The sequence below is a fragment of the Varibaculum cambriense genome (assembly GCF_032557235.1).
Classification (GTDB): Bacteria; Actinomycetota; Actinomycetes; order Actinomycetales; family Actinomycetaceae; genus Varibaculum; species Varibaculum cambriense_C.
Genome location: NZ_JAWGMB010000005.1, coordinates 107,666 through 132,222, shown reverse-complemented (window position 1 = coordinate 132,222; position 24,557 = coordinate 107,666). Strand labels below are relative to the sequence as shown.

At 54.0% G+C, this 24,557-nt stretch carries 17 protein-coding genes and 4 tRNA genes; 8 read left to right on the top strand and 13 right to left on the bottom strand.

The window, feature by feature from the left end; all coding sequences use genetic code 11:
- The first annotated feature begins 31 nt into the window (after positions 1-31).
- Entirely contained in the window at positions 32-754 is a 723-nt protein-coding gene (locus tag E6072_RS05660; RefSeq protein WP_316694350.1) for a YggS family pyridoxal phosphate-dependent enzyme, read from the top strand.
- 30 nt (positions 755-784) lie between these two features.
- Here E6072_RS05660 and E6072_RS05655 read toward each other — a convergent pair whose 3' ends face one another.
- From E6072_RS05655 to glp, 3 genes are all read right to left on the bottom strand, one after another.
- Positions 785-2,077, bottom strand: a complete 1,293-nt coding sequence (locus E6072_RS05655; protein ID WP_316694349.1) for a hypothetical protein — start codon at positions 2,075-2,077, stop codon at positions 785-787.
- 236 nt (positions 2,078-2,313) lie between these two features.
- Positions 2,314-3,000, bottom strand: coding sequence for a GNAT family protein (locus E6072_RS05650; RefSeq protein WP_316694347.1), 687 nt, complete (start codon positions 2,998-3,000; stop codon positions 2,314-2,316).
- Positions 3,001-3,009: 9 nt separating this feature from the next.
- Positions 3,010-4,221, bottom strand: coding sequence for a gephyrin-like molybdotransferase Glp (gene glp / locus E6072_RS05645; protein ID WP_316694346.1), 1,212 nt, complete (start codon positions 4,219-4,221; stop codon positions 3,010-3,012).
- A gap of 105 nt (positions 4,222-4,326) precedes the next feature.
- Between glp and E6072_RS05640 the strand changes: the two genes are divergently transcribed.
- The 3 genes from E6072_RS05640 (at position 4,327) to mscL (ending at position 6,188) form a co-directional block, all read left to right on the top strand.
- A complete protein-coding gene (locus E6072_RS05640; protein WP_316694345.1) occupies positions 4,327-4,947 on the top strand; it encodes a 5-formyltetrahydrofolate cyclo-ligase in 621 nt (206 codons plus the stop codon).
- A gap of 109 nt (positions 4,948-5,056) precedes the next feature.
- Positions 5,057-5,731 (top strand): SAF domain-containing protein, encoded by a 675-nt coding sequence (locus tag E6072_RS05635; RefSeq protein WP_316694344.1) that lies wholly within the window; start codon positions 5,057-5,059, stop codon positions 5,729-5,731.
- 19 nt (positions 5,732-5,750) lie between these two features.
- Entirely contained in the window at positions 5,751-6,188 is a 438-nt protein-coding gene (gene mscL, locus E6072_RS05630; protein ID WP_316694343.1) for a large conductance mechanosensitive channel protein MscL, read from the top strand.
- Between the two features lie 444 nt (positions 6,189-6,632).
- On the opposite strand, the gene E6072_RS05625 is transcribed toward mscL, so the two are convergent.
- Entirely contained in the window at positions 6,633-6,824 is a 192-nt protein-coding gene (locus tag E6072_RS05625; RefSeq protein ID WP_316694342.1) for a hypothetical protein, read from the bottom strand.
- 2 nt (positions 6,825-6,826) lie between these two features.
- Positions 6,827-11,020: a DNA helicase gene (locus tag E6072_RS05620; protein ID WP_316694340.1), complete on the bottom strand. Its 4,194-nt coding sequence runs from the start codon at positions 11,018-11,020 to the stop codon at positions 6,827-6,829.
- 167 nt (positions 11,021-11,187) lie between these two features.
- On the opposite strand from E6072_RS05620, the gene E6072_RS05615 reads away from it, so the two are divergent.
- Positions 11,188-11,260, top strand: a tRNA-Arg gene (locus tag E6072_RS05615).
- A 108-nt stretch (positions 11,261-11,368) separates the two neighbouring features.
- Here the strand turns inward: E6072_RS05615 and E6072_RS05610 are convergent.
- From E6072_RS05610 to E6072_RS05595, 4 genes are all read right to left on the bottom strand, one after another.
- Complete coding sequence (locus E6072_RS05610; RefSeq protein ID WP_316694338.1) at positions 11,369-13,003, bottom strand: anion permease; 1,635 nt, start codon at positions 13,001-13,003, stop codon at positions 11,369-11,371.
- 195 nt (positions 13,004-13,198) lie between these two features.
- Positions 13,199-14,533, bottom strand: coding sequence for an MFS transporter (locus E6072_RS05605; protein ID WP_316694336.1), 1,335 nt, complete (start codon positions 14,531-14,533; stop codon positions 13,199-13,201).
- Positions 14,534-14,699: 166 nt separating this feature from the next.
- Positions 14,700-15,041: an AzlD domain-containing protein gene (locus E6072_RS05600; protein ID WP_316694334.1), complete on the bottom strand. Its 342-nt coding sequence runs from the start codon at positions 15,039-15,041 to the stop codon at positions 14,700-14,702.
- Positions 15,034-15,798, bottom strand: coding sequence for an AzlC family ABC transporter permease (locus E6072_RS05595; protein ID WP_316694333.1), 765 nt, complete (start codon positions 15,796-15,798; stop codon positions 15,034-15,036). The genes E6072_RS05600 and E6072_RS05595 overlap by 8 nt, the downstream gene beginning before the upstream one ends.
- 234 nt (positions 15,799-16,032) lie before the next feature.
- Between E6072_RS05595 and E6072_RS05590 the strand changes: the two genes are divergently transcribed.
- Together E6072_RS05590 and E6072_RS05585 are read left to right on the top strand one after the other, a co-directional pair.
- Positions 16,033-16,120, top strand: a tRNA-Ser gene (locus E6072_RS05590).
- Positions 16,121-16,371: 251 nt separating this feature from the next.
- Positions 16,372-17,154 carry a DUF4190 domain-containing protein gene (locus E6072_RS05585; RefSeq protein WP_316694332.1) on the top strand — a complete coding sequence of 261 codons (783 nt, stop codon included), beginning with the start codon at positions 16,372-16,374 and terminating at the stop codon, positions 17,152-17,154.
- A gap of 170 nt (positions 17,155-17,324) precedes the next feature.
- Here the strand turns inward: E6072_RS05585 and E6072_RS05580 are convergent, their stop codons facing one another.
- The 3 genes from E6072_RS05580 to E6072_RS05570 all read right to left on the bottom strand — a co-directional run bounded on the left by E6072_RS05580 (position 17,325) and on the right by E6072_RS05570 (position 21,683).
- Positions 17,325-20,798 (bottom strand): hypothetical protein, encoded by a 3,474-nt coding sequence (locus E6072_RS05580; protein ID WP_316694331.1) that lies wholly within the window; start codon positions 20,796-20,798, stop codon positions 17,325-17,327.
- Positions 20,799-21,053: 255 nt separating this feature from the next.
- Positions 21,054-21,125 (bottom strand) — tRNA-Asn (locus E6072_RS05575).
- A gap of 39 nt (positions 21,126-21,164) precedes the next feature.
- Complete coding sequence (locus E6072_RS05570; protein WP_316694330.1) at positions 21,165-21,683, bottom strand: hypothetical protein; 519 nt, start codon at positions 21,681-21,683, stop codon at positions 21,165-21,167.
- A 56-nt stretch (positions 21,684-21,739) separates the two neighbouring features.
- Here E6072_RS05570 and E6072_RS05565 point away from each other — a divergent pair.
- A tRNA-Ile gene (locus tag E6072_RS05565) sits at positions 21,740-21,814 on the top strand.
- Positions 21,815-21,908: 94 nt separating this feature from the next.
- Here the strand turns inward: E6072_RS05565 and pheT are convergent.
- Positions 21,909-24,557: a phenylalanine--tRNA ligase subunit beta gene (gene pheT, locus E6072_RS05560; protein ID WP_316694329.1), complete on the bottom strand. Its 2,649-nt coding sequence runs from the start codon at positions 24,555-24,557 to the stop codon at positions 21,909-21,911.

The window sequence follows — 24,557 nt, the reverse complement described above, 5'->3', positions numbered from 1 at the left end:
GCGATTTGCCACGCCCGCTAAAGTGGGAGATATGGATATCGCAACCGGGATTGAACAAGTAGACCAGCGGATCTCTAAAGCCTGTGAGCAGGTGGGACGGGCGCGCAGCGAAGTCACTTTGGAACTGGCAGTAAAAACCCGCACTAGCGAGCAGATTATTGCGGCTGCTAAGGAGCTGAAAAAACGCGGCCTACCGGTAGTGTTAGGACACAATCACGTGCAGGAAGCCGCGGCGACTAATGAAGCCGTGCGAGCGGCAGACCTGGGCGCGGAAGTTCATATAATCGGTCATTTGCAAGGCAACAAGATTAGTGCTGCCTTGCAAGTTTGTGACCTGGTAGAAACCGTGGATTCTTTGAAAACTGCCCAGCGGTTAGCGCGCCGCCTGGAGGCTAACTATCCGGGGCGCATCCTGCCATGTTTTATTGAAGTGAATTGCTCACGCGAAGCCTCCAAAGCGGGAGTCAGTCCCGAAGCTGCCTGGGAGTTAACTCAGCAAGTGCTACAAATGGAGCAGCTCAGCTTGCGGGGATTTATGACTATTGGCGCTCTTAGCCCTAATGAAGACCGCATTCGCGATTCCTTTAGGACTTTGCGGGATCTGCGGGATCGCACGCTTGCTGCCGGAGGACGCGGGCAGGATGCGCGCGAACTATCGATGGGAATGTCAGGGGATTTAGAAATCGCCGTCAGCGAGGGCGCAACTATCGTGCGCATCGGCACTGATGTTTTCGGCGCGCGCGATTACCGTTAAGGCTTTGTCTGCCGCTCAATCCGCAGTCGGTTAGTTGGCAATCCGCCGGTTATCTAGGATTGCTTCCACATCTACTGGCTTGCTTTGTGCCACCAGCTGCGCGGTAGTCAAAGACTCCTCGCTATGTGGACGCGGCCGCGAAGGACGGTAAGGAGACTTGTTCTGGTTCGCCAAATGCTCCGCGAGCAGCTCAGAGGCGTCTACGTCTCGGCGCGCTAGCCGCGGTTTGAGGGCGTAGATTGGTTTCGGCATCGGCGTCGGCGTCCAGGTGTGGTCATTTTCTGCCTGGTTTTCTGCTTCCACCTCTGTATGATTAGTAACTGCCGAGGTCTCCGCTTTCTCGGTAACATCCGCTATGGTATCCTCTGCCGAGATTTCGGTATTTTCCGCTACCGTAGTGGTTTCTTTGTCGGTTAGTGCCGCGGCAGCATGCTCTCTATCCTTGCTGACTTTTCCTTCTGTAGAGGTAACTGCTATGCCTTCTTCGCCAGTTTCGAAGCGGCTTAGCGAATGGTTAGATTCTGTTTCCCAAGTAGTTTCCTTAGCCGTTCCTTCTGCTTGATCTGCGGTTTCGTCCTCGTGAATTACAAAGTATTCTCGCAACGTGGCGGCGCGCCTGGCAGCGGCAGCTAGTTTCCCGAGTGCAATCTGTCCCCGGTTTTCCCCGCCCGATTCTTCTTTCAATTCGCTAGCTGTAGCTTTGCTGCTGGTTTGATGCTGTTCGGTGCTGGCAGCTGGCTCGTTAGCTTCGGCCTCAGCGTGCATTTGTGCGAATTTCTTTTCGCTGGCACTCACGCGATGTCCTTTAACGGGACGGGTCTCGAGGGCGTGAATAAGCTCTTGGGCTCGCTGATCATTTTCCCGGCCGGCTTTGGCAGCTCGTGCCCCCAGAAATAGCGTTCCCGCCATGGTAGCGAGAGGAATAAGTGTCCACCACCAGGAAATTAGGCTTACCGCAGCCGCCGTAACCAGCACCATACCTACCGCGAACTGTACCGTAACTAAAGTGAGACGGCGACGCGCAGCTTGTGATCGTCGCTCGATTTGACGCGCCCGGGTAAGCCGGGCGGCCATCAGTTCACTGTGGTCACGCTGGGTTGGTACTACTGGTCGCTGCATAGTTCCTCCTAAAACTGGGGGGTTTACGCTGTAGCGTTGCCGCTTTTGCGCCGGTTGCTGCGTGTTAAGTACCCGCAAATTTGCGCTAAATCGATCATCGCCATGAGATTGGGTTTGCCGCCGCTTGGAGTCAATAAAGAGGGGCAGGTAGATCCCCCCCAAAATTAAGACCAATATTGGCAAAGCCAATCCAATAAACTCCACATATCAAAAATAGGGGATTTAGGCGCCAGATTCTCTCTTCATAAAGGCGTGTTGAGCAGGCAAAGTTATGAAATCTTTAGCAAATCGCAACATCTGCAACACTCGCACCAATGGCCACAATAGCTACGGAATTTCCCGTTTTTTAGCCCGGGCCAGAACGATTGCTTTAAGCAATCTCACGTTCGGGGTAACGCTGGTTAACCCAGAAGAAAAGTAGCCACCAGTCGGAGTAACCCTTACGCTTCCTCCTCTTTCATGCCCGCCCTTTTTTCTAGCTGTGCCAGGTATCCCCCCGCGGGGACTTCTTCAGCGGTAGCCGCATATCCAAGATGATCAGCCCAGCTTCCCGCAATGCAATAGAAATTGTTTTTCCGCCCCTCAAAACGCAGACCCAGTTTCTGCACTACCCGCAACGACAATTTATTTTCGGGGCGAACATTTATTTCTACGCGGTGCAGATGGGGAGCCCCTAAACATAAATCCAACACCATAGCCACCGCAGTAGTAATCACCCCGCGACCACTATATTCCTCCGCTACCCAATAGCCTAGGTTTCCCGAGTGCGATGCCCCCAGGGCAATATCCCCGATAGTAACCTGCCCCACTAACTGCTCATCAGCATAAACGCCAAACGGATAGTAACGCCGCTGGCGCACCAGGCGAGCACTACGGCGAATGAACGCTTCCAGCTCCATATCGTCTGGAGGATAGCCGGGAGCAATGCTGGCTTCCCAAGGCGCCAACCAACGCGCATTATCGGCCCTTACTTGCGCCGCCTGCCGATGATCCCGCGCCACCATTTCCCTAATAGATAGCTGATTTATCGGCGGATCACCCGGTTTAATCAGGCCGCGAGCTACGGGATTATCCAGCTGCGCATAGTAGCGCGGCCTGCTGCGAAAAGTTAAGCGCTCGTAAAGCAACCCGGCGCCCTAATCTAGCACCATGCAGTGGAAATAGTCGCCCTCCGAGACGGAAGTGACCGCCTCGGGGATAACCGCCAGCGCATTCGCCCGCGCCATGGTAGAGAGTAAAAGATCCTCTGGCTCGCCGGTTAATCGCGCGCGATAACCACTATCGGGCGCACCTACGATTTTGACGGGCACAAACTGGCGCCTACCAGCCGGGGAACGCCAACCGCGATCTACTCGCGCCCGCAAGGAAGGACGATACAGTTCGTCCCAACCAGCCATATGCCGCAGGCAGGGGCGTACAAAAATCTCGTAACTAATCTGGGCGGCGACCGGATTTCCGGGGAGGCAAAAAATCGGGGTACCCTCCCCGACAGTACCGTAACCAAGTTGTTTGCCGGGAGTCATCGCCACATTGTCAAAGCGGGCGGTACCTAAAGGAGCTAGCACCTCTTTAACCGTGTCGGCGCTACCGTAGGACAGTCCCCCGGTGGTGATAATAATATCTGCCCGAACTAGCTGGTCTTCAATAGTTTCAGAGAGCGTCTTTTGTTCATCAGGCACTGCCGCCACTCGGAAAGTGTCAGCGCGAGCATCGGTAACCGCGGAAGCAAGAGCGTGCCCGTTAGCATCGAAGACTGCCCCGGCGCGAATCGGTTTACCCGGTTCAATCAGTTCATCTCCGATAGACAAAATCACTACTCGAGGACGAGGACGCACTGTCACCCGTAGGCGTCCTACTCCCGCCAATAACGCTACTTGCCGTGATCCGATACGCGATCCAGCACGTAAAATGGGGGTGCCAGCGCTTACGTCTTGGCCGCGCCGCAAAATATTTTTCCCCTTGGCGCAGGCAGATAAAATTTGTACCCGCGCCGGCGCCTGGTCAGTTTCTTCCAAAGGCACCACCGTGTCGGCTCCCACTGGCAAGGGAGCACCCGAAGCTATCCGGACGGCACTATTTTCCACCAGGGTACACGGTTCTGCATCCCCCGCTTTGACCTCGGCGATCACGTCCAGGTAGACCTGACGCATTTTGCCGGCTCCCCCCACATCTTGGGAACGTACCGCATATCCATCCAAAGTTGCCTGGTCGGTGACGGGTAAATCGAAAGGTGCACTCACGTCCTCAGCTAGGACACACCCCACCGCATCTGGCAACAACACGTCCAGGGGATCCAGCGGAGCCACTAGGGAAAGACAAGTATTCAAATGTTCCGCAACCGTGCGCATTACCCCTCCAAAGTCTCGTACTCTTACCAGGTTACCTGTCGGGGTCTGTAGCGTGGTAGCGAAAAGCCGACTATAGGCAAACCCGCGAGCGTCTATCATTGACTCATGGGTTCTGTGATTAGTAAGCCGGCACTGCGGAAAAAGTTCCTTGATCGGCGTCGCTTAACGTTTTCCCCTGCTCAACGTGTCGAGGCAGAATCGCAAGTTCTCGCGGCTGCCAGACCGCTATTAGATTCCCTAAAACCCGGCGAGGTAGTAGCCAGTTACCTATCTTTCGACACCGAAGTTCCTACCTTCTTACTAAACGAAGCTATTTTGGATTCCGGGTTGAAACTGATGGTTCCCTGTGATCTTGAGCAGCCGCGTTGGGGACAATTGGATCCGGTGCAACATACCCGCGCCCTATATCGCCGTTTCAACCCCCACCCGCCACTGCTGTCTCGAGAAATGCAATGTGAGCACCTGGCGAAACTAGGGTTAAAGGTGATTTTCTTACCTGCTTTAGCAGTAGATAGAACGCAAGTACGCCTGGGACGCGGAGCCGGCTGGTACGACCAGGCTTTGGCGCACTGCGACCTGACTGGTTCCACTCGCCCTCAGTTGATCGCCCTAACCCATGAGTGGGAAGTTTTACAGGCAGGAACGCTGCCATATGAACCGCATGACCAGCTAGTTGACCAGGTGATTACCTCCTCTGGGCGGCTACAAAAACTAGAAACAACATAAAAGCGGGCGACTCCCGTTCCGTTTGTCCCCAAGCAGAAATAACAGGTAGTTTTTCCGGCTGATTATTTCAATATTGCTTGGTGATTTCGCTCGGATAAATACTCTGGCTATGCGAGAGTTCCTTTGGCGCTGGAGGCGTACCATCGCCCTGGCCGCTACAGTTGTGGTAGCCGTAACCTTACTGCGTTTAGTACTGCCCCAGGTGGCCACTAAACCAATGCTAATTGCCACCACCGATATCCCACCAGGAACCATTATTGACGCTGGCCATGTAACTGTGAAAGAGATTCCCGTGGCCTCTCTCCCGCCTCAGAGTTACAAAAAAGCTTCCCAGGCAGTAGGTCAGCGGACAGCCGTTCCCATTGCTGCCGGAACTACCCTGTTTCCGGCCTTATTCTCTTCTTCCCCGTTTTCGCGACAATCCTATAAAGGGAAAGTGATTTTGGCATTACCTTTGCGAGAAAGCGATCAAAGCCTGGCTAGTGCCGGTGACGAAGTGATTTTCTTCCTCGCAAATGATCAAGGAAGTAATTTTACCCCCGATACCAGCTCGGCCACGGATAGTGCGGAAACTATCCCCGAGGGCGGGGCGGGAAAATCTGCGGAAAATCAGGGACTCTCTGTACAAATCACGGCGCAAGTATTATCAGTCAGTGCCGCTAGCGGATCTTTTACGGGCGGGCAAAAAGCCCCCACCATCGAGGTTGCGGTTAAACCCAGTGAGGCTGGACGCCTGGTTCAAGCCAGCAAATCTGAACCGCTACAATTGGCCAGGACAGGTTAATACAACTAGATGAGGAATAATGAGTAAAGAAAATACTGGTTTCATTGCTGGATTCAAAGAGTTTATTTCCCGCGGCAACGCCATCGACCTGGCAGTTGGGGTGGTTATTGGTGCCGCTTTTGGAGCAGTAGTCACCGCCATCGTGGATAAATTCATTAACCCACTGATTGCAGGGCTAGTGGGCAAGCCTAACTTCGATAATGTATTGGAGTTCCACCTCGGTAACGCTACTGTGCAACCAGGAGCAATTATTACCGCTCTGGTTAACTTCCTGCTAGTCGCCCTGGCAATTTATGCCTGCATTATTGTGCCGATGAATAAGCTGATGCGGGTGCGTGACGCTAAAGCAAAGACCGATGAGGAAGAAGAAGCACCCGAGGCAGATCCCCAAGTGGAACTGCTAACCGAGATTCGCGACCTTCTACAGTCCGAAAAATCCACGTCCCAAAACAACTAACCCTTTCACGGGTCGGGCCGTAAAAGCGCTCGGGGAACCCCGGTGAGTATCGCGAAATACGCAATAAGCGTGCAGGGGTGGGCGCGGGGGAGAAGTTTTTCCTCCTGCCCAAAAATTTGGAAAACGTAGCGGCGTTTTCCAAATTTTGCGCCCACCTACCCTGCTCGGATAAAACTTCTCCCCCACGCAAGGGGCACAATTGGTACAAGATTTCCGCAAGGTACGTACTGAGCGTGCAGGGGTGGATTTATGCCGTAGGGTAGGCTTCGGGCACTAAATCCGTGAAAATGCCAGAGCATTTTCCGGATTTCGGGGCGCGAGGCAAAATCCGCCCCTGTACGCGGACGAATACGGGAGGAAAAACCTAGGCTCCGCGCGGACTAATGCAGGAGGAAAAACTTCTCCCCCGCATTGCCGGCTTTCACCGAAGATAATCCGTATGGGCTACTGATTATGTTCGCGCCAATGAGGGGGCATTTCGGATAGGTAGTCTACTTCCAGGCGCTGATCAGTAGTTTCTCGACGCTCGCGGTGATCGGAGAGCTGATCGGCACTTTCCTGCCAGGAAGTAGGTTTCCCTTCGCGGATGCGCTGACGATCCACCTCGGAATAGGTACGCGCTGCCGGATGCTTCATAGTTAAGCGTTCCGGGTGACGACATTCTTCAGGATCGTTTCCACCTGACCGTCACGGCGCTGCAAGCCTAGCTCATTAAAGAGCAGCTCCACTTCTTCATCCACGCTGCGAGTCTTATCGTCCGAACGAATCCAGGCGAGCAGATCATCTAGCTGGTCATCACCATAGGCAGTTAGAGGCAATCCTCGCGAAATGGCGGGACGCTTTACGCTGCGCTTTTCTTCGCTGGTTGCCTCTTGCGAAACGGGGGAAGCAGCGGGCAGTGGCGCGGGTTCCGGGGAGGCAGCAGGCGCGGGAGCTGCCACTGCTTGCCGCTGTGCCTGCGCTTTCTTGCGCTCTTCAACCACATCCACCACCAGATCTAGTAGCTGCTGAGCCTGTGCAGCCGGATCCATAAATACCGCGGTGGAATAGACGATGCTGACCACCCATCCGTATTCTTTGAGTCGTTGCCGCCAATGACGTTCCCGCCGCCGTAAAGATTTCTCGGCGACATAGTCGGGGTTGTCGGTCAGCACCGCCACCAGCAGTTCATCGGGATAGTCCGGGTGTCCGATGGCTAGGGGGATCCGCATACCGTTCTTGGGCCCTAAGTTGGGAATGACGGTCAGCCCCACTGAATAGAGCCGTTCGGCGAGATCAAGTAGCAAACGATCAGGTTGGGATTCTTCCTCCCCCATCGCCTGCGCGGCCTCAACTGGCCCTACAGTTTGGGCTTCGGCTCGGGCAGCCTGCAGCAAATCGTATAGCATCTGGGAGCCCGGATGATGCAGCCGTTGCGGATCGATAGCTTCAGGCGCCATCGATGACACTAGCGATAGTTCTTTGCGCACCATTGAAACCGCGTCTACCAGTAGCGCCGTACCATCTGCCGCCGAAATTACTCCAAAGTCATGAAGTACTTGGCCGTGGGGAGTCTTGGCGAACCCTACCGATAAAATCACGTGGTCACGGCGCAAACCTGCTGCACCGGCTGCGTCTACTATTACGAAGGGTTCTTCTTGATTACTACCCAGGAAATTATCTAACTGTGGGTTGCGAGCGACTTCACTCATGATCGCCGCACTGATTCGCCGGGCATGTTTGACCGTCAGAGCTACCACCCCCAAAGACTCTTTGCTTTGGGACTGGGCGTGCAAGCAAACCTGCCGCACTACCTCTTCAACTTCTTGGGCAGAGGTTTCGACGCAGTGAGCACCGGGTGCAGGCATTCCGCGTCCATCGACTACTGTCAAAGTCACCGGCCGGGAGGGGCGCGGTACGGTCACCGGCATTACGTCTCGCCCATAGTCGTGATCGGCTAGGAACGAAGCCACCCATTCATTTACTCGAGATCGGGTAGGAGGCGCGGTTAGCTGCGGGAATATCCCCGCAAATTCCGAGATGGTGCCTTGCTCACTGCGGCGCACATCCCCTACGACTACCACTTGCTTTGCTCTCGCAATCGCGGGAATAACCTCTGCCAAGTCAGTGTTTTCCACTCCGTCCAGTACCAGTAAATCCACGGGGTGATCATTACCAAGAATCTGGGGTACCAACACCGGAGGAATCGCGCGAATCGGGCGCAAGCGCTCCACAATCGGGAATTGGCCGATCACTTCTGGTAAATCGGTGCGGGCATCTTTCAGCACTTGCTCTAGGTCAGAGACCGTTTCGGACTGGGTGCCTACCAGTTTGGCTACCTGGTTACGCACTTGGCGCAAGACCTGTTCCGACAGTGAGTTCACCTGGGCAAGATCAAGTTCCCGCAGGCGCGCAGATAGCTCGGCGAGGCGTTCCCCATCAAAATGAGCCAGGCGGTCATCTAGCCGCAGCATTTCTGCCAATGCTGATGCCCACCAGGAAAGGTCTAGCTCTGTGCGCAGCAAATCGAAAGGAACTCGGCGTTCTCGCAGATCGTCAACCAGTTCATCGAGACCTAAATCGTGAAGTTCTTTCAGGATCGCTACCCGCTGCGGTAGACGCTCGGCTCCTTGCTCATCTTGGGACAAGTTATCAAGCAAACTGGCTAACTCATCGAGAGGCATTTGCATTAGATCGCCAAATCCCGTGGAGAAGAACGGCTGTAAGCGCGTGATATGGCCGCGCAGCGCTTCCTCTGCTTTTTGCATCTGGTCAAGGCGCCCCGGCAATACCGGCCAGCCGCCAGCCGGAGAGTATTCGCGCCAAATCCGGCGTTGCTGTTGCACCCGAATCAGTTCCCGATGCAGATCTTCTACTTTTCGGCCTGGCCGCACCATGTCTTTAGCCTGTTTTATTAGGCGTCGCCGCTGGGATTCCTTCATATTGAGCGCGCGTTCTTTACGCCATTTCTTGGTAGCGGTGGCGATCACCATATCAGCAGCCGAACGCTCGAAAATTTGGGGCTTAAACACGTCCATGGCTTCGCGCAGACCATCTAACATGCGCAATTGGTCATGCCATTGGTTAAGGTTCTTGGCACGCAGCAGGCCGGTTTCTTTTTGAGCGCGATCAATATCCGCGCGCACCTGTGGCAACATTCGTCCCGCTAACTGGTTTACCCCTTCTACTGCGGTGTCAACCATTTCGGGGGAAGAAATTACTACCGCATGCCACGGATTGGTTGCCCGCGTCTGGGAGAAGATTCCTTCTTTAGCGGCTTGTGCCAGTAACTCTTGGGCACGTTTCGCACCATCGGAGGCAATACGATGCAAAGTTTCTAGGTCAAAACGTACTTTAGTGCGCGGCCCGGGCTTCATAGAAGTCAAATCTGCCAGCACCTGCAAGGCGTCATAGGCGGACACCTGCCAGGGGTCGCGCTTACGATGCAGCTGCTCCATATAGCCACCCAGCTGGGAGCGCACCTGCGTTAGTTCGTTACGCATCTTTATAGTGGCTTCGTCAGCTGCCGGATCCTCTGGTTCTACCGGAGCGTTCAGAGACTCCAGCAACTTCGCGGGGATGAGGTCGCGCCAGCGGCTGCGACTGGACAAATCCAGGGTGAGGCTCTCTAGCCCCAGACGATTCAAATATCCCAACACCTGTTGGAGGCGACGCCGTGCACCTGGCACATAGGCAATGGTGCGCCCCGCACTGGCAGCATCAGCTAATATTGCTGCCACCGTGGAAGTCTTTTCCGATTCCGGAGGCGCATCTAGCAGCAGATTCGCCCCGGAGGCCACCGCATCTAGTACGTTATGTTGCGCGGGATCCAAATCCCCCACCCCATGCTCGGCCAGGGGATCCCGGTCGGTCAATACCGGTTGCGGTAGCGGTGAAAGCACTGTCCCAGCGGCCTCTACATCTCCGCAAAGGGCGGCAGTCACGTCTGACTGTTCCAGTAGATCTTGATTGAGCGCAAAGTCTTTGACCAGATTGGAGAGAGGATGCAGGTATTGCCCTACGGTAAGCGAATCGTAGAGGTCAAATCCCAGCAGATGCCGCAATCCCAGGCGTCGCAATTCGTGTAACGCGTTGGTGGGGCTAAAAGCTACTTCTGCTTGCAGACCTTGCAGAATGGAAACGATTTCCGCCTGCTCGCCCTTTTCTCGCAGCGCTGCTTCCAGCGGCGGCCATACCTCTACTGCACTATCTAGAGTAATCAGCACGTCCTCATCAGCGGTTAAAGACAGCTCTACCGGGCAGAGTAATGCCGGTCCAGTGATAGTACGCGGCTCACTAGCGCGTACTTTTTCAATATCGTAAACCCCACTGTCTTCAGTCTGCTCCTTAGCAGTATCTTCGCTGCTAGAGAGGTCACTTTCTGTATTTACTGCCGTGGCAGCGGTTGCCGATATTTTCGTGGTCGAGAACGCAGATTTGCTCGCGGCGCGTTCCCAGGCGGCTCCTAATGTGCCGCCTTGCCGCCAGGAGGCAGTCCCGATCGCCAGATAAACCGGCGCGCTACCATAACGGGATTCGCGGTCTCGGGAAGCAGACAGTACTTCGCGAGCCCGAATCCGGCAATGGGACAGGGCACGCGGTTCGCGTACCAGATTAGATAACCGAGTCGGACGCCCTCCATATAACTGTGCTAACCCCCCGGGGTGGGCAGCAGACAGCTCTAGGTATCCAGAGGATGTCTCCTCGGCAATCGTATGCTCTAAGTTGGCATTCCAATGCGAGAGCATCTCCTGTACCAGCTGTTTACGGCTTTTGGATGCCGCAGGTTCCGCGGCGGCCTCGCTAGTGACGTTTTCCGCTGTGGTCATCTCTTTTTCCGGGTTAAAGCTCACGATGCCACCATACGCGAAAGTGGAGGTTTGCCCTGGTTGCCATGCCCTAAGATAGCGAAAACGACAATTGTCACGTCTCGATTCGTCCTCGATAAACCTGAGTGCAATTTTGAGGCTAGTAAACCAATGCTATCCTGGACTGGCTGAGGCGCTGACGGCCGCCTTGCGCCCTCGTAGCTCAGGGGATAGAGCACCGCTCTCCTAAAGCGGGTGTCGGACGTTCGAATCGTCTCGGGGGCACTAGTTTACGGCAGTATTTACGGTACCATCTTCCTCTAAAAACCACTTTGGCCAGGTACTACGAGGACGAACCTCGGGGTACCTGGCCAAGTAGGGTTACCTATCGGTTTAGAACATTACCCGCAAAACGCTGACCGTGATCGCGGAGATAACCGCCGCGGCCGGCAAGGTAATCACCCAGGCCAGCGCAATCGGTTTCATTAAAGACCAGTTGGCAGCTTTATTAACGATTCCGATCCCGAGCACCGCACCAATCAAAATGTGGGTGGAAGAAACCGGCAACCCCAGCAGTGAAGATCCCATAACTACCGCCGCAGCCGAAAGCTCTGCCGCGAATCCCGAGGCCGGGTGCATTTCAGTAAGCCCAGATCCCACGGTTTTAATAACATAGCGGCCAATGAACCACAGCCCCGCAATCAGGGCGATCCCCAAGGTGAGCATGACTGCCCCCGGGACAGCGCTCTCCGTGGAAATACCTCCGGTACGCAAGACGTCTAGTACCGCTATGAACGGGCCAATCGCGTTGGCGATATCGTTCGACCCATGCGAGAAAGCGAACGCGGAAGCGGTAAATACCTGCATCCATGAGAACAACAGGAAGGTGGAGCGGGAAAGATCGCGTCGCTTTAGGGAACGGGCAAAAATGAATACTGCCATCCACACTGCTGCCGCCAGCATTGTCAGAATCAGGACATTCCCCAGCATAGATAGGTTGATATCCAGGTTATCCAGCCCTTTAAACAACATCAGGGAACCAATGATGACGGCTCCCAACGCCGCCAACAATGGCACCCAAGTATCTAGAGCTTTATGGGCGTTGATGTCATCTTTTTCGCGGTTGATCCGTTCTAGCTCTTTGAAGTAATCAGATTCCAAGTCAGAAGGATCATAGTCCCCCATATTCATAGTGGTGGCGTCCCGTACCATCGCGTTGGTGTAGGAAACCTGCTGGATTTCATTGAGCCGCTCAAACCAGGCCTTGTGGCGAGTACGCAAGTCTGCACGTTCCTGCTTGATTTCACGTAGACGCTGGTCAGCGCGTTCATTGTAAACCAGGATCGAGGATTTAATCGATTTGAACAAAATATAGGCCACTACCCCACCCAATACTGGGGACAGCACCCAGGAGATCGCGATTTTCCCGATACCTCCCCATTGCACCATGCTCCAACCCCCAGTGTGAGTGGTAAATCCTACCGTGAGGGCAGCACCAACGATGCCACCCACAATCGAGTGGGTGGTAGACACTGGCCAACCCATGCGAGTCGCCACCAGCAGCCATACTGCCGCCCCTAGCAGGGAAGACGCCATGATTAACGCAAAGTCCATAGCCTGCAGATTCGAGATCGCCGACAGGTCTACGATTCCGGAACGCACCGTATCGGTTACCTCTCCCCCGGCAATTACTGCCCCGGACACCTCAAAAATCGCGGCCACCACCAGCGCTTGTTTCATTGATAGAGTGCCCGCACCGACGGAGGTTCCAAAGGAGTTCGCGACATCGTTACCGCCAATATTGAACGCCATGAACACGGCGAAGGCGATCGTTATTACTAGCAGTAACGCTTGATCGGTTTCTCCTACATAATCGAAAGCCCAAAAAATGAACCAGATAGCACTACCCAAAAGCAGGCCACCGAAAGCCAAATGCCAGTACACATCTCTTTTCGCCAGTTTTTGGAAAAAAGTCAGCTGTCCCAGAGTTGCTTCGGCCTCTGTTGGGGGCATGTCAGTTTTAGTCACGGGATTAACTCCCTTCAGATGAGAAATTTTAACTTTCACCTGGAAGCTAACAACCTAAGGTTACCTATTGGTTAACAAAGTGGAACCGCAGGGAAAACTGTCAAGAGGAAGACTCACCTAAGAAATAGGGGAATACCTGCGTTTTCTCTCGTTTTGTTACCCCGAAACCAGTATCGGTCGCGGGACGGCTACCTTCTAGGTTCCGGTGTCGCGCGACTGGTTATCCATAATCCGCTGCCGTTCCGCGCGTTCCTTCCGGCGCCGCATCGCCCGCTCCCGCGGCCCTTCGATACTGACAAAGGGGCGGGAGGCACGCAGAGTAACGTCTACTTTCCAATGCCGCCACAGCCAAAAGCCCACTACCAGCGCAACCAGTAAGGAAGCTATGGCACCAACCCCTAGCGACCAACGCGGCCCCCAATGTTCGGCTACCCAACCGATTATTGGCGCTCCTATCGGGGTGGTTCCCAGGAAGAAGAGGAAATAGATAGACAGAACTCTGCCCCGAATCTCTTCATCGGTGGAAATCTGAATTGCAGCATTAGCGCTGGTAAGCAGGCTTAACATTACAAATCCGGTGGGGATCAGCAACAGAGCAAACACCTCATAGGTGGGAGCTAGCGCGAGCGCGCCCTCTAAAATCCCAAATAGGACAGCCGATACCACTACGGTAAATACGCGGGGCTGGCGCCTCCGGGCAGCTTGTAGGGCTCCTGCCAGAGCTCCGATCGCCATAATCGAGCCTAGTAACCCATATTCGCCTGCACCTTTACCGAACACTCGGGTAGCCATCACCGCTTGGGTGAGCTGGAAATTTAATCCCAAAGCCCCCACTACCGTGAGAATAGCGATTATCGCTTTAATGTCGGTACGGTTTTGCACATAACGCAGCCCTTCGCGCATCATCCCTTTGGTACGCGAACTCTTTTCCGGGTGATACAGCCGGGCAGGATCCATAAGTGCCAGGCTGAGAACTGGAACGATAAAGAGGACGAAGTTGGCGATAAAAACCCAGCCTGGCCCGATACCAGCGATCACAAACCCGGCAAGTCCCGGGCCAATCAGACGTGCCGAGTTAAAGGCGGTAGAGTTTAGCCCCACCGCATTAGGCAGGTCTTCTTTAGTGACCAGTTCGGATACGAAAGCCTGCCGCGCTGGGGAGGTTAGGCAGTCTGCAACCCCGGTTATCAGGGCGATTATATAAATATGCCAGAGGGCGGCGACTCCCGTCAGCAGTAAAATCCCGGTTATCAATCCGCATAGGGCAACGATACATTGACAGATCTGGATAATGTGGCGCCGGTTGAAGCGGTCAGCCACCATTCCGGCCGGTATCGACAGTAACAATTGGGGCAGGAACTGCAAGGCAGTGACTACCCCGACTGCAAATCCGGATTGGTCGGTGAGTACCATCAACACCACCCAGTCTTGGGCGACTCGTTGCATCCAGGTGGCGGTGGAAGCAAAAATATTAGATATCCACCAGATCCGATAGTTGTGGTATTTGAAGGAGGTAAATGTGCGCGACAAAACCTACCTCCTTATACCTGGTAATCTACAACCCTGCTCATTTAGCCTAGCTCTATTGGAATACTGCCCGCAGCTTTCCACGCTTTAAGCGTAGCTGCGAGGGCGTAGGTAGCTTTCAGGAAGGGTTTTAGGGAGCTGAGCGCGGTGCTTTACCTGTTGCGCGCCCTCATATAAGTAGCATCCCTAATGCCCAATAGGTGGCGACTCCCGCAACAATAGAGACCATGGCATTCGCCCATTTGAAGTGGATGGCGGCAGTTATCAGGATTCCGCCTGCGGCGGGCACCCAGGAAGCCAGCGAGCCAAAATCCGTGTCCATCAGGGCAAAGACCACCAGGATAACCATGACTCCCAGCGGCATACTGGTTGCTATTAAACCTACCAGCGGTGATTCTTCCTTCCCGCGCAGCGCCACAAAGGGGAAAGCTCGCAAAGCATAAGTCACTGCCCAGATCACGGCGATAGCGCCGAGGGCGTAAGCGTAGGTTTCCGGATTCACTTTAGGCATCCCCTTTCCCGGAAGGGTTCCGATGCATTACCCAGAAGGAATGCAGCAAAACTATCACGGTGAAAAGTGAAAGCGCGGTGATGAGCATATATTTTCCACACCAGATGGCACCGATTAAACCGCAGGCCAGCGCGGCTAACCCTAGCATGGGATAGTTGCTTTGACGGTAGGCATCTATGGCTAAGGTTACGAACAGGGCGGGCAGGGCGAACCCCAGGAAATCGGTGTCGAAAGGCAGGGCTTTCCCCACAAAAGCACCCACGGTTACCCCACCTACCCAGTACAGGTGGCAGAGCAGATTGATTGAGAGGACGACCGGGCTGGTCAGACGCTTATCTCCCAGGTGGGAGGCGGTGAGGGCATAGGCTTCGTCCGTGAGGGAGTGGATCGCGTATAAGCGGGCAGGCGCAGATTTTATTTTGCGTAGCGGAAAACTCAGGCCGTAAAACACATGCCGAAAGTTTACGAACAGGGTGGTGAGGGTAATTTGGAAGAAGTCAATCCCGCCCAAGATAAGCGAAACTGCGGTGAATTCCATCGAGCCGGCATAAATAATGGCAGCCGACAGGATTGTCAGCCAAATAGGGAATCCTTGGGTAACTGCGAATGCGCCGAAAGCGATTCCCAGCGGCAGATATCCCATGCCGACCGGACCGGTTAGCCGTGCTGCTTGTTTCAGGGCTAACCGCTGTGCGGAATCCGGTGGCTGCGACTGCCCGGGCGGTTGCCGGTCAGGCGGATGGCTGTGGTTATTCATGGAGATTATGTTAGTCACTCCCGCTGTTTTCCAGATTTTGGTCTTAAAGCCTGGAAATGCGGGTAAGGACAAAGCACTCCCTCTACGTTTATTGTTTTACCTACTAAAAGCGAGCTCCTCGAAAACAACTTACTAGATAAACAATTGGGATAAGGGAGCTAGTGACCGGATGCACGCGAATGGTTTTTGCCGCTAACCTTGCTGTCCGCTAAACTATGGGGGTGCTTTGACATTGGAGATGTCGCATAGTGGCCTAGTGCGCTCCCCTGCTAAGGGAGTTGGGGTGGATAGCCCCTCGAGGGTTCGAATCCCTCCATCTCCGCTGGTAAATACGGTTTAGCCTCTCCTACTGCTTCTTATTAACTAAAAGACGGCAGATACACTTGACAGAATCCCCCCCCCCGCGAGAATCAAATGTAATGAACAGTGAAAATAATTCGGAGAATTATTGACCCGTTTTTGGCAATAGAGCCGCGTTATTCTCATCTTTCAGGTAATGATTTGTGGGGTTCAGATTAACCATAGAATCCTGCAGATTAGTTTCGTGTCCGCATCTATGGAAAGTAAGTACTCATGTCTGAAAATCAGCCTCTGGAACCTCAAAATCCTCAGGGACAGTTTACGCAGCCAGCGCCAACTCCGCAGAAGAAATCGGGGCTAGGAATTGCGTCTCTGGTTCTTGGAATTATTGCGATAGTCGGTTCTTGGATTCCAATTCTTAATAACATTTCTTTCTTGTTGGCCATTATCGGTCTAATCCTGGGAATTGTAGGCATAGTTTCTATCCGCAAAGGAAAAGTAGGAGGAAAAGGTCTTACGATCGCTGCCGTTGTTATTAACGTTATTGCGATCGTAATCGTTGTTTGTACTCAATGGGTGTTCGGAAAAGCGCTTGATGAGGCCACGAAAGACCTCAATGCTGGATCTACCGTTGTCGCTACCAGCGAGAAAGCAGACGCTGGCGACTCCAAGAAGACCGATAAAAATGCCGACAACAGCAAGCTGGCTGTCGGAAAGGCTGTTACTTTAGACAACGGTTTACAAGTATCGGTAGATTCCAAAACCGAAAAAACCGATCAAGCAGGGCAAAAATATCTGCTGGTGACTGTAAGTTACAAAAACACTGGTTCCGAACCGGTAGATTACGCCAGTTACGATTGGAAACAGACCTCTTCATCGGGGAATATGGAAGATCCGGAAATTGCTATCCTTGACGAAGAACCGTTGAGCGATGGAACTCTAAAACCTGGCGGCACTGTTAGTGGGATTGTTCCAGTTAAAACTGACGCAGCCAGCATTTCCTATTTCGGGAATCTTTTTGACAAAGAAGCCGCGGCAACCTGGCTACTCAAATAATTCCTAATATAATCACCCATTTTTCATCACTCGTTTTTTGGCTACCTCTTGGCTGCACAGTCAGGAGGTAGCCAATCTCTATTCTTACCGCACCTGCGCGGACATCAAATATCCCCAGGGCTGCTGTTACAGTCCCGGGGATATTTGATTGTTTACGGGAAAGTGATTTCCTAGATTTCTTGCGGGCGACGGCGGCTGGCGGCTACCAGTCCCACTCCGGTGACTACCGCTAGCGAGTTCAGAGCTAACAAGGTAGTTACCGATACCCCGGTTACCGGCATTTGCTCACCGGCCGCCGGTTTAGCGGTGTTAACTTCTTTCACTACGACAGTTTTGATGGTTTTCTTTCCCTTGGGTTTGGCCGGTAGTTTCTCGCCTACCTCGAATTGGAAGCTAGCGCGCTCACCCCATTCGTTGGTAGCGGTGATGGTGTGGACACCTAGCTCCCGTGGCGCCTGCACGGATACCATAAATTCGCCTTTTCCTACCGCCGGATGTACCCCCAGGTCAACCACGGTTGAATGCATAATGACGTGGTTCTGACTATTAGGACTAAACCCGGTGAAACGTACCTGGAATTTAGTACCGGGGAGGAACTCACTTTGCCCATTGGCCGATTTGGCTGCCTGCACCTGATGGTAGAGGTGGTATTGTGCCTGGGCAGCTGCCAGCTGGGCTTGAGCTTCCCGATTAGCCGCGGTGGCATCCTCCAAGATCTCCTGCGCAGCTTCAGCCAGTCTCGCGAGTTCTTCTGCTTCTTTCTGCGCCTCCGCGGCAGCGGTAGCTGCATCGCGATAGGTATTAAAGGACGCGGGCAATCCCAGATTGTCTAGGTCGCTGTCCCCAGCGGGCAGGCCATCTTTCAAAGCCTGCTCACCATCGATATCCTTCAGTTTATCCGCTACTGTCTGCTTGTCTTCCGCTTGTTTTTGCAGTTCGTCAGCTACCTTAGTGACGGCTTGCAATTCTTTATTAGCTTTGTCGGCGATAGCTTCGGCCTCTTGCAGGTCTTGCTCCGCCTTTTGCGCCTTTCCAGCTGCCTGATCGTGAGCTATCTGCTGTTCGACAAGTGGATTTAGCGCCTTTTGCGCGTTAGCACGCTCGCTTTCAGCCCGGCTGGCAGTCTCCGCAGCCTGCTGATTTTCGGTTGTCGCCTTCTCGAGCGCAGTATCTGCTGTCTCTTTAGCTGCCTGTGCCTGTTGGAGTGCCTGGGTCGCCGTTTCTAGCTGGGTGGCGGCTGCTTGGGCTTTGGCTTTAGCCTGGGTTAAAGCTGCTTTAGTCTCGGACAACTCTTGTTGAGCTTTTCCTAACGCCGTGCCTTTAGCCAGCTCTTCTAGTTCTTTCTCCTTCTCTGCTTGCGCTGCCTCTTTGTCTTTAACGTCCTGCTTTGCCGTTTCCAGGGCTTTCTGCGCAGTAGCTAATTCTGCCTTGGCATTTTCGAGGGCGCTCTTAGCTTCAGTAGCCGCCTCTGTAGCTGCCTGCACTGCCTGCTCTTTTTCCTTGAGCATACCCTCGGCAGTCTTCTTATTGTTCTCCGCTGCCGCAACCTTTTCTTTTTCGCTTTCTACCGCCGCAGCGGCGTCAGCTTCTTTGTTTTGGGCAGCTTTCCAAGCCGCGTCCTTGGTATTAGCCTCTGCCTGAGCGTTGGTTACAGCTTTTTCGCCTGCCGTTACTTTTTCGCCTGCAGTTTTAGCCTCTGCCTGCAACGCTGCCAGTTTTGCTTTCGCATCCGCGAGCTTCTTCTTTGCGCCCTCGGTAGTCACCGAGTTGTAGTACTCCATAAACCGTTGTTCGTATTCATCAACGGTATAGGTTTTTTCTCCCTGCCTGACTCCGCTATAGACCTCGCCCCAAACAGCTCCATATTTAATCCCCTCACCTGCTGCACCCGCAAAACCGGTGGCAGTTGAGTGACCTACGATATTGAGGTAATGCCCTACATCGAAATATATGCTGGGGTACTTCTGATAAATCTGATACGAGGACATATTCGCCATATCGGGGTGCTGTTTCAACGCTTCTTCATAGATGGATTTCTCGTCGTACCATCTAAATACCGGATCACTCTTGCCCCATGCCAGGTTTTCTGCCACTCCAAAGGCACTGGAGTGCTCAATCTGGTACCTCGACCAGTTAGCTTGCGCCTGAGCAATCGCCATTAAGCGGTCAGTAATCACGTAATCGTCAAGCTTTTCACCATTGCGTCCGCCTTTGGCGCGATACTGATTCACTACTCGCACCCAGGCAATGGCCTCTTTCATATTGTCTAAATTGGTGGTGTCATTGGCAGCTCCGGGTTTCAAAGTGCCGTTCACCAAGGTGCCATCGTCAGCGGTAGTGGTTTTATCATTCAAAATCTCAAGAGCATCCGTTGCCCCTACACTTTCAAAGAACCCAAAGCTGCCCTTCTTGAATTTTTCGGCAGCTTCTTTCACCGCTTTTTCCGCGTTCGCCACTTCGGCTTCGGCGGCTTTGAGCGCTGCGTCGGCTTGTTGTTTCTTAGTCTTCGCTTCTTCGAGATCTTTTTCTGCTTTAGTTTGTGCGGCTTTAGCCGCATCCGCTGCCTTCTTGGCAGTCGCAGTTTCACCCTGGCGGGTCGCTAAAATCGCCTCCGCTTTACTCTGCTCTGCTTGCGCGGCTTTTACCTGTTCCCCAGCAGCTTGCACTGCCTGGTCTGCAGCAGCTTTATCCTTTTTAGCCTGTTCAACTACCGCCTGTTTTAGTTGCAGCTCGTTTTGCGCAGCCGGGACTGCCTGCTGCGCGTTTTCTAGCTCTATTTCCCGTTGCACAACAGTGTTCTTAGCTGCCGTCACCTGTTCTTTAGCTGCCTCTACCGCTGCCTGTGCGTCCTTTAACGCCTGCTCGGCGTCCTCACTCAGCTGTTTAACTTTTGCTTCTAACTCGCTAACTTTTTGTTCCTTGGCGCTTACCTCAGCCTCAGCATCTTGTTTTGCTTGCGTAGCCTGGTTGACTGTTTCCATGGCGGATTGCAAATTCGTAGCCGCAGTTTGCGCGTTTGCCTGTGCGTCTTGCAGCGCTTTTTGTGCTGCGGCCGCTTTGGCGTCTGCCTCTTGCTTGGCTTTTTCGGCGGCAGCTACCTTGTCCTTGGCTGCCTGCAGCTGTCCAGCATCGGGAGCAGGATTATCCGCGACTGCTTTATCTGCTTCCGCCTTTGCTTGCTCGGCTTTAGTTACGGCTTCGCTCGCAGCTTTTGCGGCGCTCTCGGCCGCCGTTTTCTTCTCATTGGCTTTTTCAAGCAGGCTGGCAGCATCACTTGCCGCTTGCGCGCTCTCTTTCTGTGCTTTCGCTAGGGCATCGAAGGCATCTTGCTTAGCCTTTTCGCTAGCCGCAGACTTTTCTCCGTATTTTTCGGTAGCTTCCTGTGCTTTCTTTGCAGCTACTTGCGCTTGAGTTTCCGCCTCCGCGGCCTTATTTGCGCTCTCTTGGGCGGTATTCTTCGCAGCTTCCAGGTTCTTTTCCGATTGAATTTTTGGATTGGTTTGCTGGTTTTGCTGTTCAGTACCTGTGGGATCAGTGGGCACGGTAGGCTCGGGAGCGGCTTGCGCGATCCCAGTAGCCGGTAGCGTTCCCGCCAAGGCCAAAGCGAATCCGGTAGCAGTTAGTTTTGCGGCATGCTGCTTCATTGCTCGTAAATCTCCTTTAGGTCACCCCTCAATGACCTATCTCAACCCTCAACTTTGAAATTGGAGTGCCCACTAGCGGTGACCAAAATCACCAAGGCAAACAGTTAAAATATTATCAGATTAGGAAATGTGCCTCAACGGACGTAAGTCTCACGCGATATGAGGAAACTACGTTCTCTTGCTATCAACCTCGAACACCCCTACGTGGCGCTAAAATAAAAAATCCTCAGTGCCGGTAAGCACTGAGGATTTGAGCTCCCCCAACTGGATTCGAACCAGTAACCCTTCGATTAACAGTCGAATGCTCTACCGTTGAGCTATGGGGGATCGACTTGAATAAGCCTACCGTGAGAGGGCGAAAACTTCCTAATCTTCGCGCCTCAGAACAATTCCCAATTTCTGTTCCCATTCGCTCACTACTGAACGCAAATACTGCTGGTCATCGAGGTTTTGAAAACTAGATATCGGCGGATGTAAACGTAAATTGCGGTTATCGTCACGCAATATCTGTGCGCTAACTCTCTGTCCGGAAGGCAGCTCTAGAGGGGTAATAAACACCTGCGCCTCGCTCAGCGCCTCCCGGATGATGTCCATAAAGTTGTGTTTGGGAGCTTCAATCGGGGTAAGAACCAGATCTTTGCCCTCATGGAAAACAATCCGCAGCTTTCCCGCCTCGCTATCCCAGCGGGCGTGAGAAACTTCATCCCAGCCAAAACGTGACTTTACCTGCCCAGATTCCACTTCAGTTAATGCCTGCATGGTCACAACCAGGAAGCGATCCTCCGCTACCGTTAGGAATTCAAAAACTCTATCCGAGGAGGTCAGGACGGCTTTTACCGCATCCGGGATCCTGCGCCCCCGCAATTTTCGCAAAATGTTAGTCACGTTCCCCACCCTAGACAAAATTCAGTATTCTGCCCACCATCCGGTAGGCTAGATTCGCCCCGTTAGCTCAGTTGGTTAGTAGCAGCGAACTCATAATTCGTGGGTCGCGGGTTCAAGTCCCGCACGGGGCACCCCTGCCTTCCCGGTTTCCAACTTCCTCGGCCTCTATATTTAGCGGTGATGAGGGCGAGTTTGCACCCTCATCACCACCAGCGATTATCCCCGTTAAGCTCGCAAAGTCGCCTTGAACTTCTTCGCGGTAGCCTTAATAATCCGGGTGCGCACCGCTTGAATCTCACCGGCACTCAGCGTGCCTTCCCGGGAGCGAATCTTCACCGAGAACGCCAGTGACTTCTTGCCCGCGCCTAGCTGCTCACCGCTGAAAACATCGAAAAGACGTACTTCTTCCAGCAGGTCTCCCGCCTGTTTCTCAATCACCTGCTGCACGTCAGCCGCGGGAATATCCGCATCGACTACCAGAGCAATATCTTCTTTTGCGGGCGGGAAGGACGATACCGACTTTACCTGCAAATCTTTCTTCGGCATCGCGGCAGTGAACTTCTCGAAGTCGATCTCGAAAGCGCATGCAGATTCCGGCAAGCCAAAGTTGCGGCAAACCGCCGGGTGGAGCTGCCCAGCCAAACCAACGCAAGTGCCCCGCACCACGATCCGCGCGCACCGGCCCGGATGGAAAGGCGCGACTGCCTCCGGCGAGTCCGGCGCCCCCATCATATTGTCGTTAGCTACCCGCTGGCGACCATCTTTACCTTGCAGACGCATCGGTACCGCTAACGTTTGCGCCACTGTCTGCACGAACTCCACTGCGTCCGCCCAATCATAAGAGCGTCCGCCGCCCAGCGCGCCGGCCAATTCCGCCTGCCCCACTAGCACTCCAGCAATATGTTCTGGCTGGTAAGGAACTCCTTTTTCGAGGGCGCGCTGCTGGTCAGGATCCGGTTTTTGCTCGACCCCGAAAGAACCGGTAAGTTCAGTTCCCATTCCTCGGGTCACTAAACCGGTCTCAAATATCGCGCACTGCTCATTACCGCGCGCGATATTGCGCTGGGCTACCCCCAGCAAAGTATCTAGCAGCGAAGTGCGCAGCAACGGCTGATCATCTGCTAGCGGGTTAGCTACCCGCACCGCTTGACGCCGCACATCCTTTTCTCCTAGCAGTTCGCTATTAAACACGTCCTCGGAAATAAAGGGATAAGAAAGCACCTGCACCAAGCCGCCTTGCGCCAGCGCCCGCCCCACGTCACGGCGAGCCCGCTGCTTAGGGGTGTATCCGCGTCCGGCAATCGGGAGCGGCCTGCGCGAAGGAATGGTGTCATAGCCGGCCAGGCGAGCAATTTCTTCTACCAAATGTGCCGGTCCGGTCAGATCGGGACGCCAAGAAGGCGGCTGGGCAATGACCCTACCCTCTTCTACCCGCACTTTACACCCGACCTCTTTTAGCAGGCGGGTGATGGTTTCCTGATCATATTCCACTCCGGTCAGCCGCGCCGGTTCATGCAGCGGCATCACGATTTCCGCGAAAGGCTCCGTGTTATTGAGGTCGCTGACCCGCCCGCTGTCGCTGCCTCCGCCATATTCCACCAGAATGTCCACTACCCGTTGGGCAGCCACCGGTGCCAGCTCAAAGTCCACGCCACGCTCAAAACGTTTGGAGGCTTCGGTGGGCAGTTTATGTCGCCGCGCAGTACGCGCAATCGAAGTGGGCTGGAAATGCGCCGCTTCTACCAGCACGTTCACCGTATCGGCGGTCACCTCGGTGGAGGCGCCTCCCATTACGCCGGCCAGCCCCAGCACGCGGGAGCCTTCCGCGCCCTGCGGGGAGTCGGTGATCAGTAGATCTTCGGAATCTAAGGTGCGTTCTACCTCATCGAGAGTAGTTAGCTTTTCGCCGGCTTTCGCCCGGCGAACTACAATCGGTTCGCACACTTTATTCAAGTCGTAGGCATGCAGGGGTTGCCCCAAATCCAGCATCACATAGTTGGTGGCATCTACCGCCAAAGAAATAGAACGCATTCCTGCCTGCTCTAGGCGGCGCACCATCCAGTCCGGAGTCGCCGCCTGCGCGTCAACGCCAGTCACAATGCGGGTGACGAAACGATCGCACCCAACTTTGCCATTAACGCCAGCCTCATCTGCGATTTTCACCGAGAAACCATCGTCACTGACCGCCGGGACTGACCCGGAAGGAAGGTTTTCCGCCAACCCCAGGTCGGTAAACTTAGCCCCGGTGGAATGCGCGTATTCACGTCCCACCCCGCGCATAGCGAAACAGTAGCCGCGATCAGGGGTGATATTGATTTCTAGGGTTTCCTCCCCCAATCCCAACAGTTCAATCACCGATTCGCCAGGAGCAGGTAGCTCCCCGGCTGCGGCCTTTTCTGGCAGCAACTGTTCCAGGACGATAATGCCGTTATGGTCATCACCAATCCCTAGTTCCCGCTGGGAACAAATCATCCCGTCGGAAACATGTCCATAGGTTTTACGGGCAGCAATCTGAAAATCACCGGGCAAAACTGCGCCCGGCAGTGACACCACCACTAAATCTCCAACTTTAAAGTTGTGGGCGCCGCAAATAATTCCGCGACTGGGTAGGTCGGAGGGCTCTTTGCCTTCCCCGGGACGGTCATTAAATTTGCCCACATCTACTCGGCAATAATTAATAACTTTCCCATTGGATTGTTCTTTGGCATCCAGGGTCAAAACCCGTCCTGCCACCAACGGCCCGATTACCGCGGCGGGATGGATGGCTTCTTCTTCCAAACCTACCTTCACCAGGTCATAGGACAGCTGTTTGATATCCGTACCCGGCACTACCTCAACGTGATCTTTTAGCCAATCAAGCGCTACAAATGGCAT

Bases quoted from the DNA above. Each gene is read 5' to 3' on its own strand.
- E6072_RS05660 (WP_316694350.1), top strand. From the start codon at position 32: ATGGATATCGCAACCGGGATTGAACAAGTAGACCAGCGGATCTCTAAA.
- glp (WP_316694346.1), bottom strand. From the start codon at position 4,221: ATGCGCACGGTTGCGGAACATTTGAATACTTGTCTTTCCCTAGTGGCT.
- E6072_RS05640 (WP_316694345.1), top strand. From the start codon at position 4,327: ATGGGTTCTGTGATTAGTAAGCCGGCACTGCGGAAAAAGTTCCTTGAT.
- E6072_RS05635 (WP_316694344.1), top strand. From the start codon at position 5,057: ATGCGAGAGTTCCTTTGGCGCTGGAGGCGTACCATCGCCCTGGCCGCT.
- mscL (WP_316694343.1), top strand. From the start codon at position 5,751: ATGAGTAAAGAAAATACTGGTTTCATTGCTGGATTCAAAGAGTTTATT.
- E6072_RS05625 (WP_316694342.1), bottom strand. From the start codon at position 6,824: ATGAAGCATCCGGCAGCGCGTACCTATTCCGAGGTGGATCGTCAGCGC.
- E6072_RS05600 (WP_316694334.1), bottom strand. From the start codon at position 15,041: ATGCCTAAAGTGAATCCGGAAACCTACGCTTACGCCCTCGGCGCTATC.
- E6072_RS05595 (WP_316694333.1), bottom strand. From the start codon at position 15,798: ATGAATAACCACAGCCATCCGCCTGACCGGCAACCGCCCGGGCAGTCG.
- E6072_RS05585 (WP_316694332.1), top strand. From the start codon at position 16,372: ATGTCTGAAAATCAGCCTCTGGAACCTCAAAATCCTCAGGGACAGTTT.
- E6072_RS05580 (WP_316694331.1), bottom strand. From the start codon at position 20,798: ATGAAGCAGCATGCCGCAAAACTAACTGCTACCGGATTCGCTTTGGCC.
- pheT (WP_316694329.1), bottom strand. From the start codon at position 24,557: ATGCCATTTGTAGCGCTTGATTGGCTAAAAGATCACGTTGAGGTAGTG.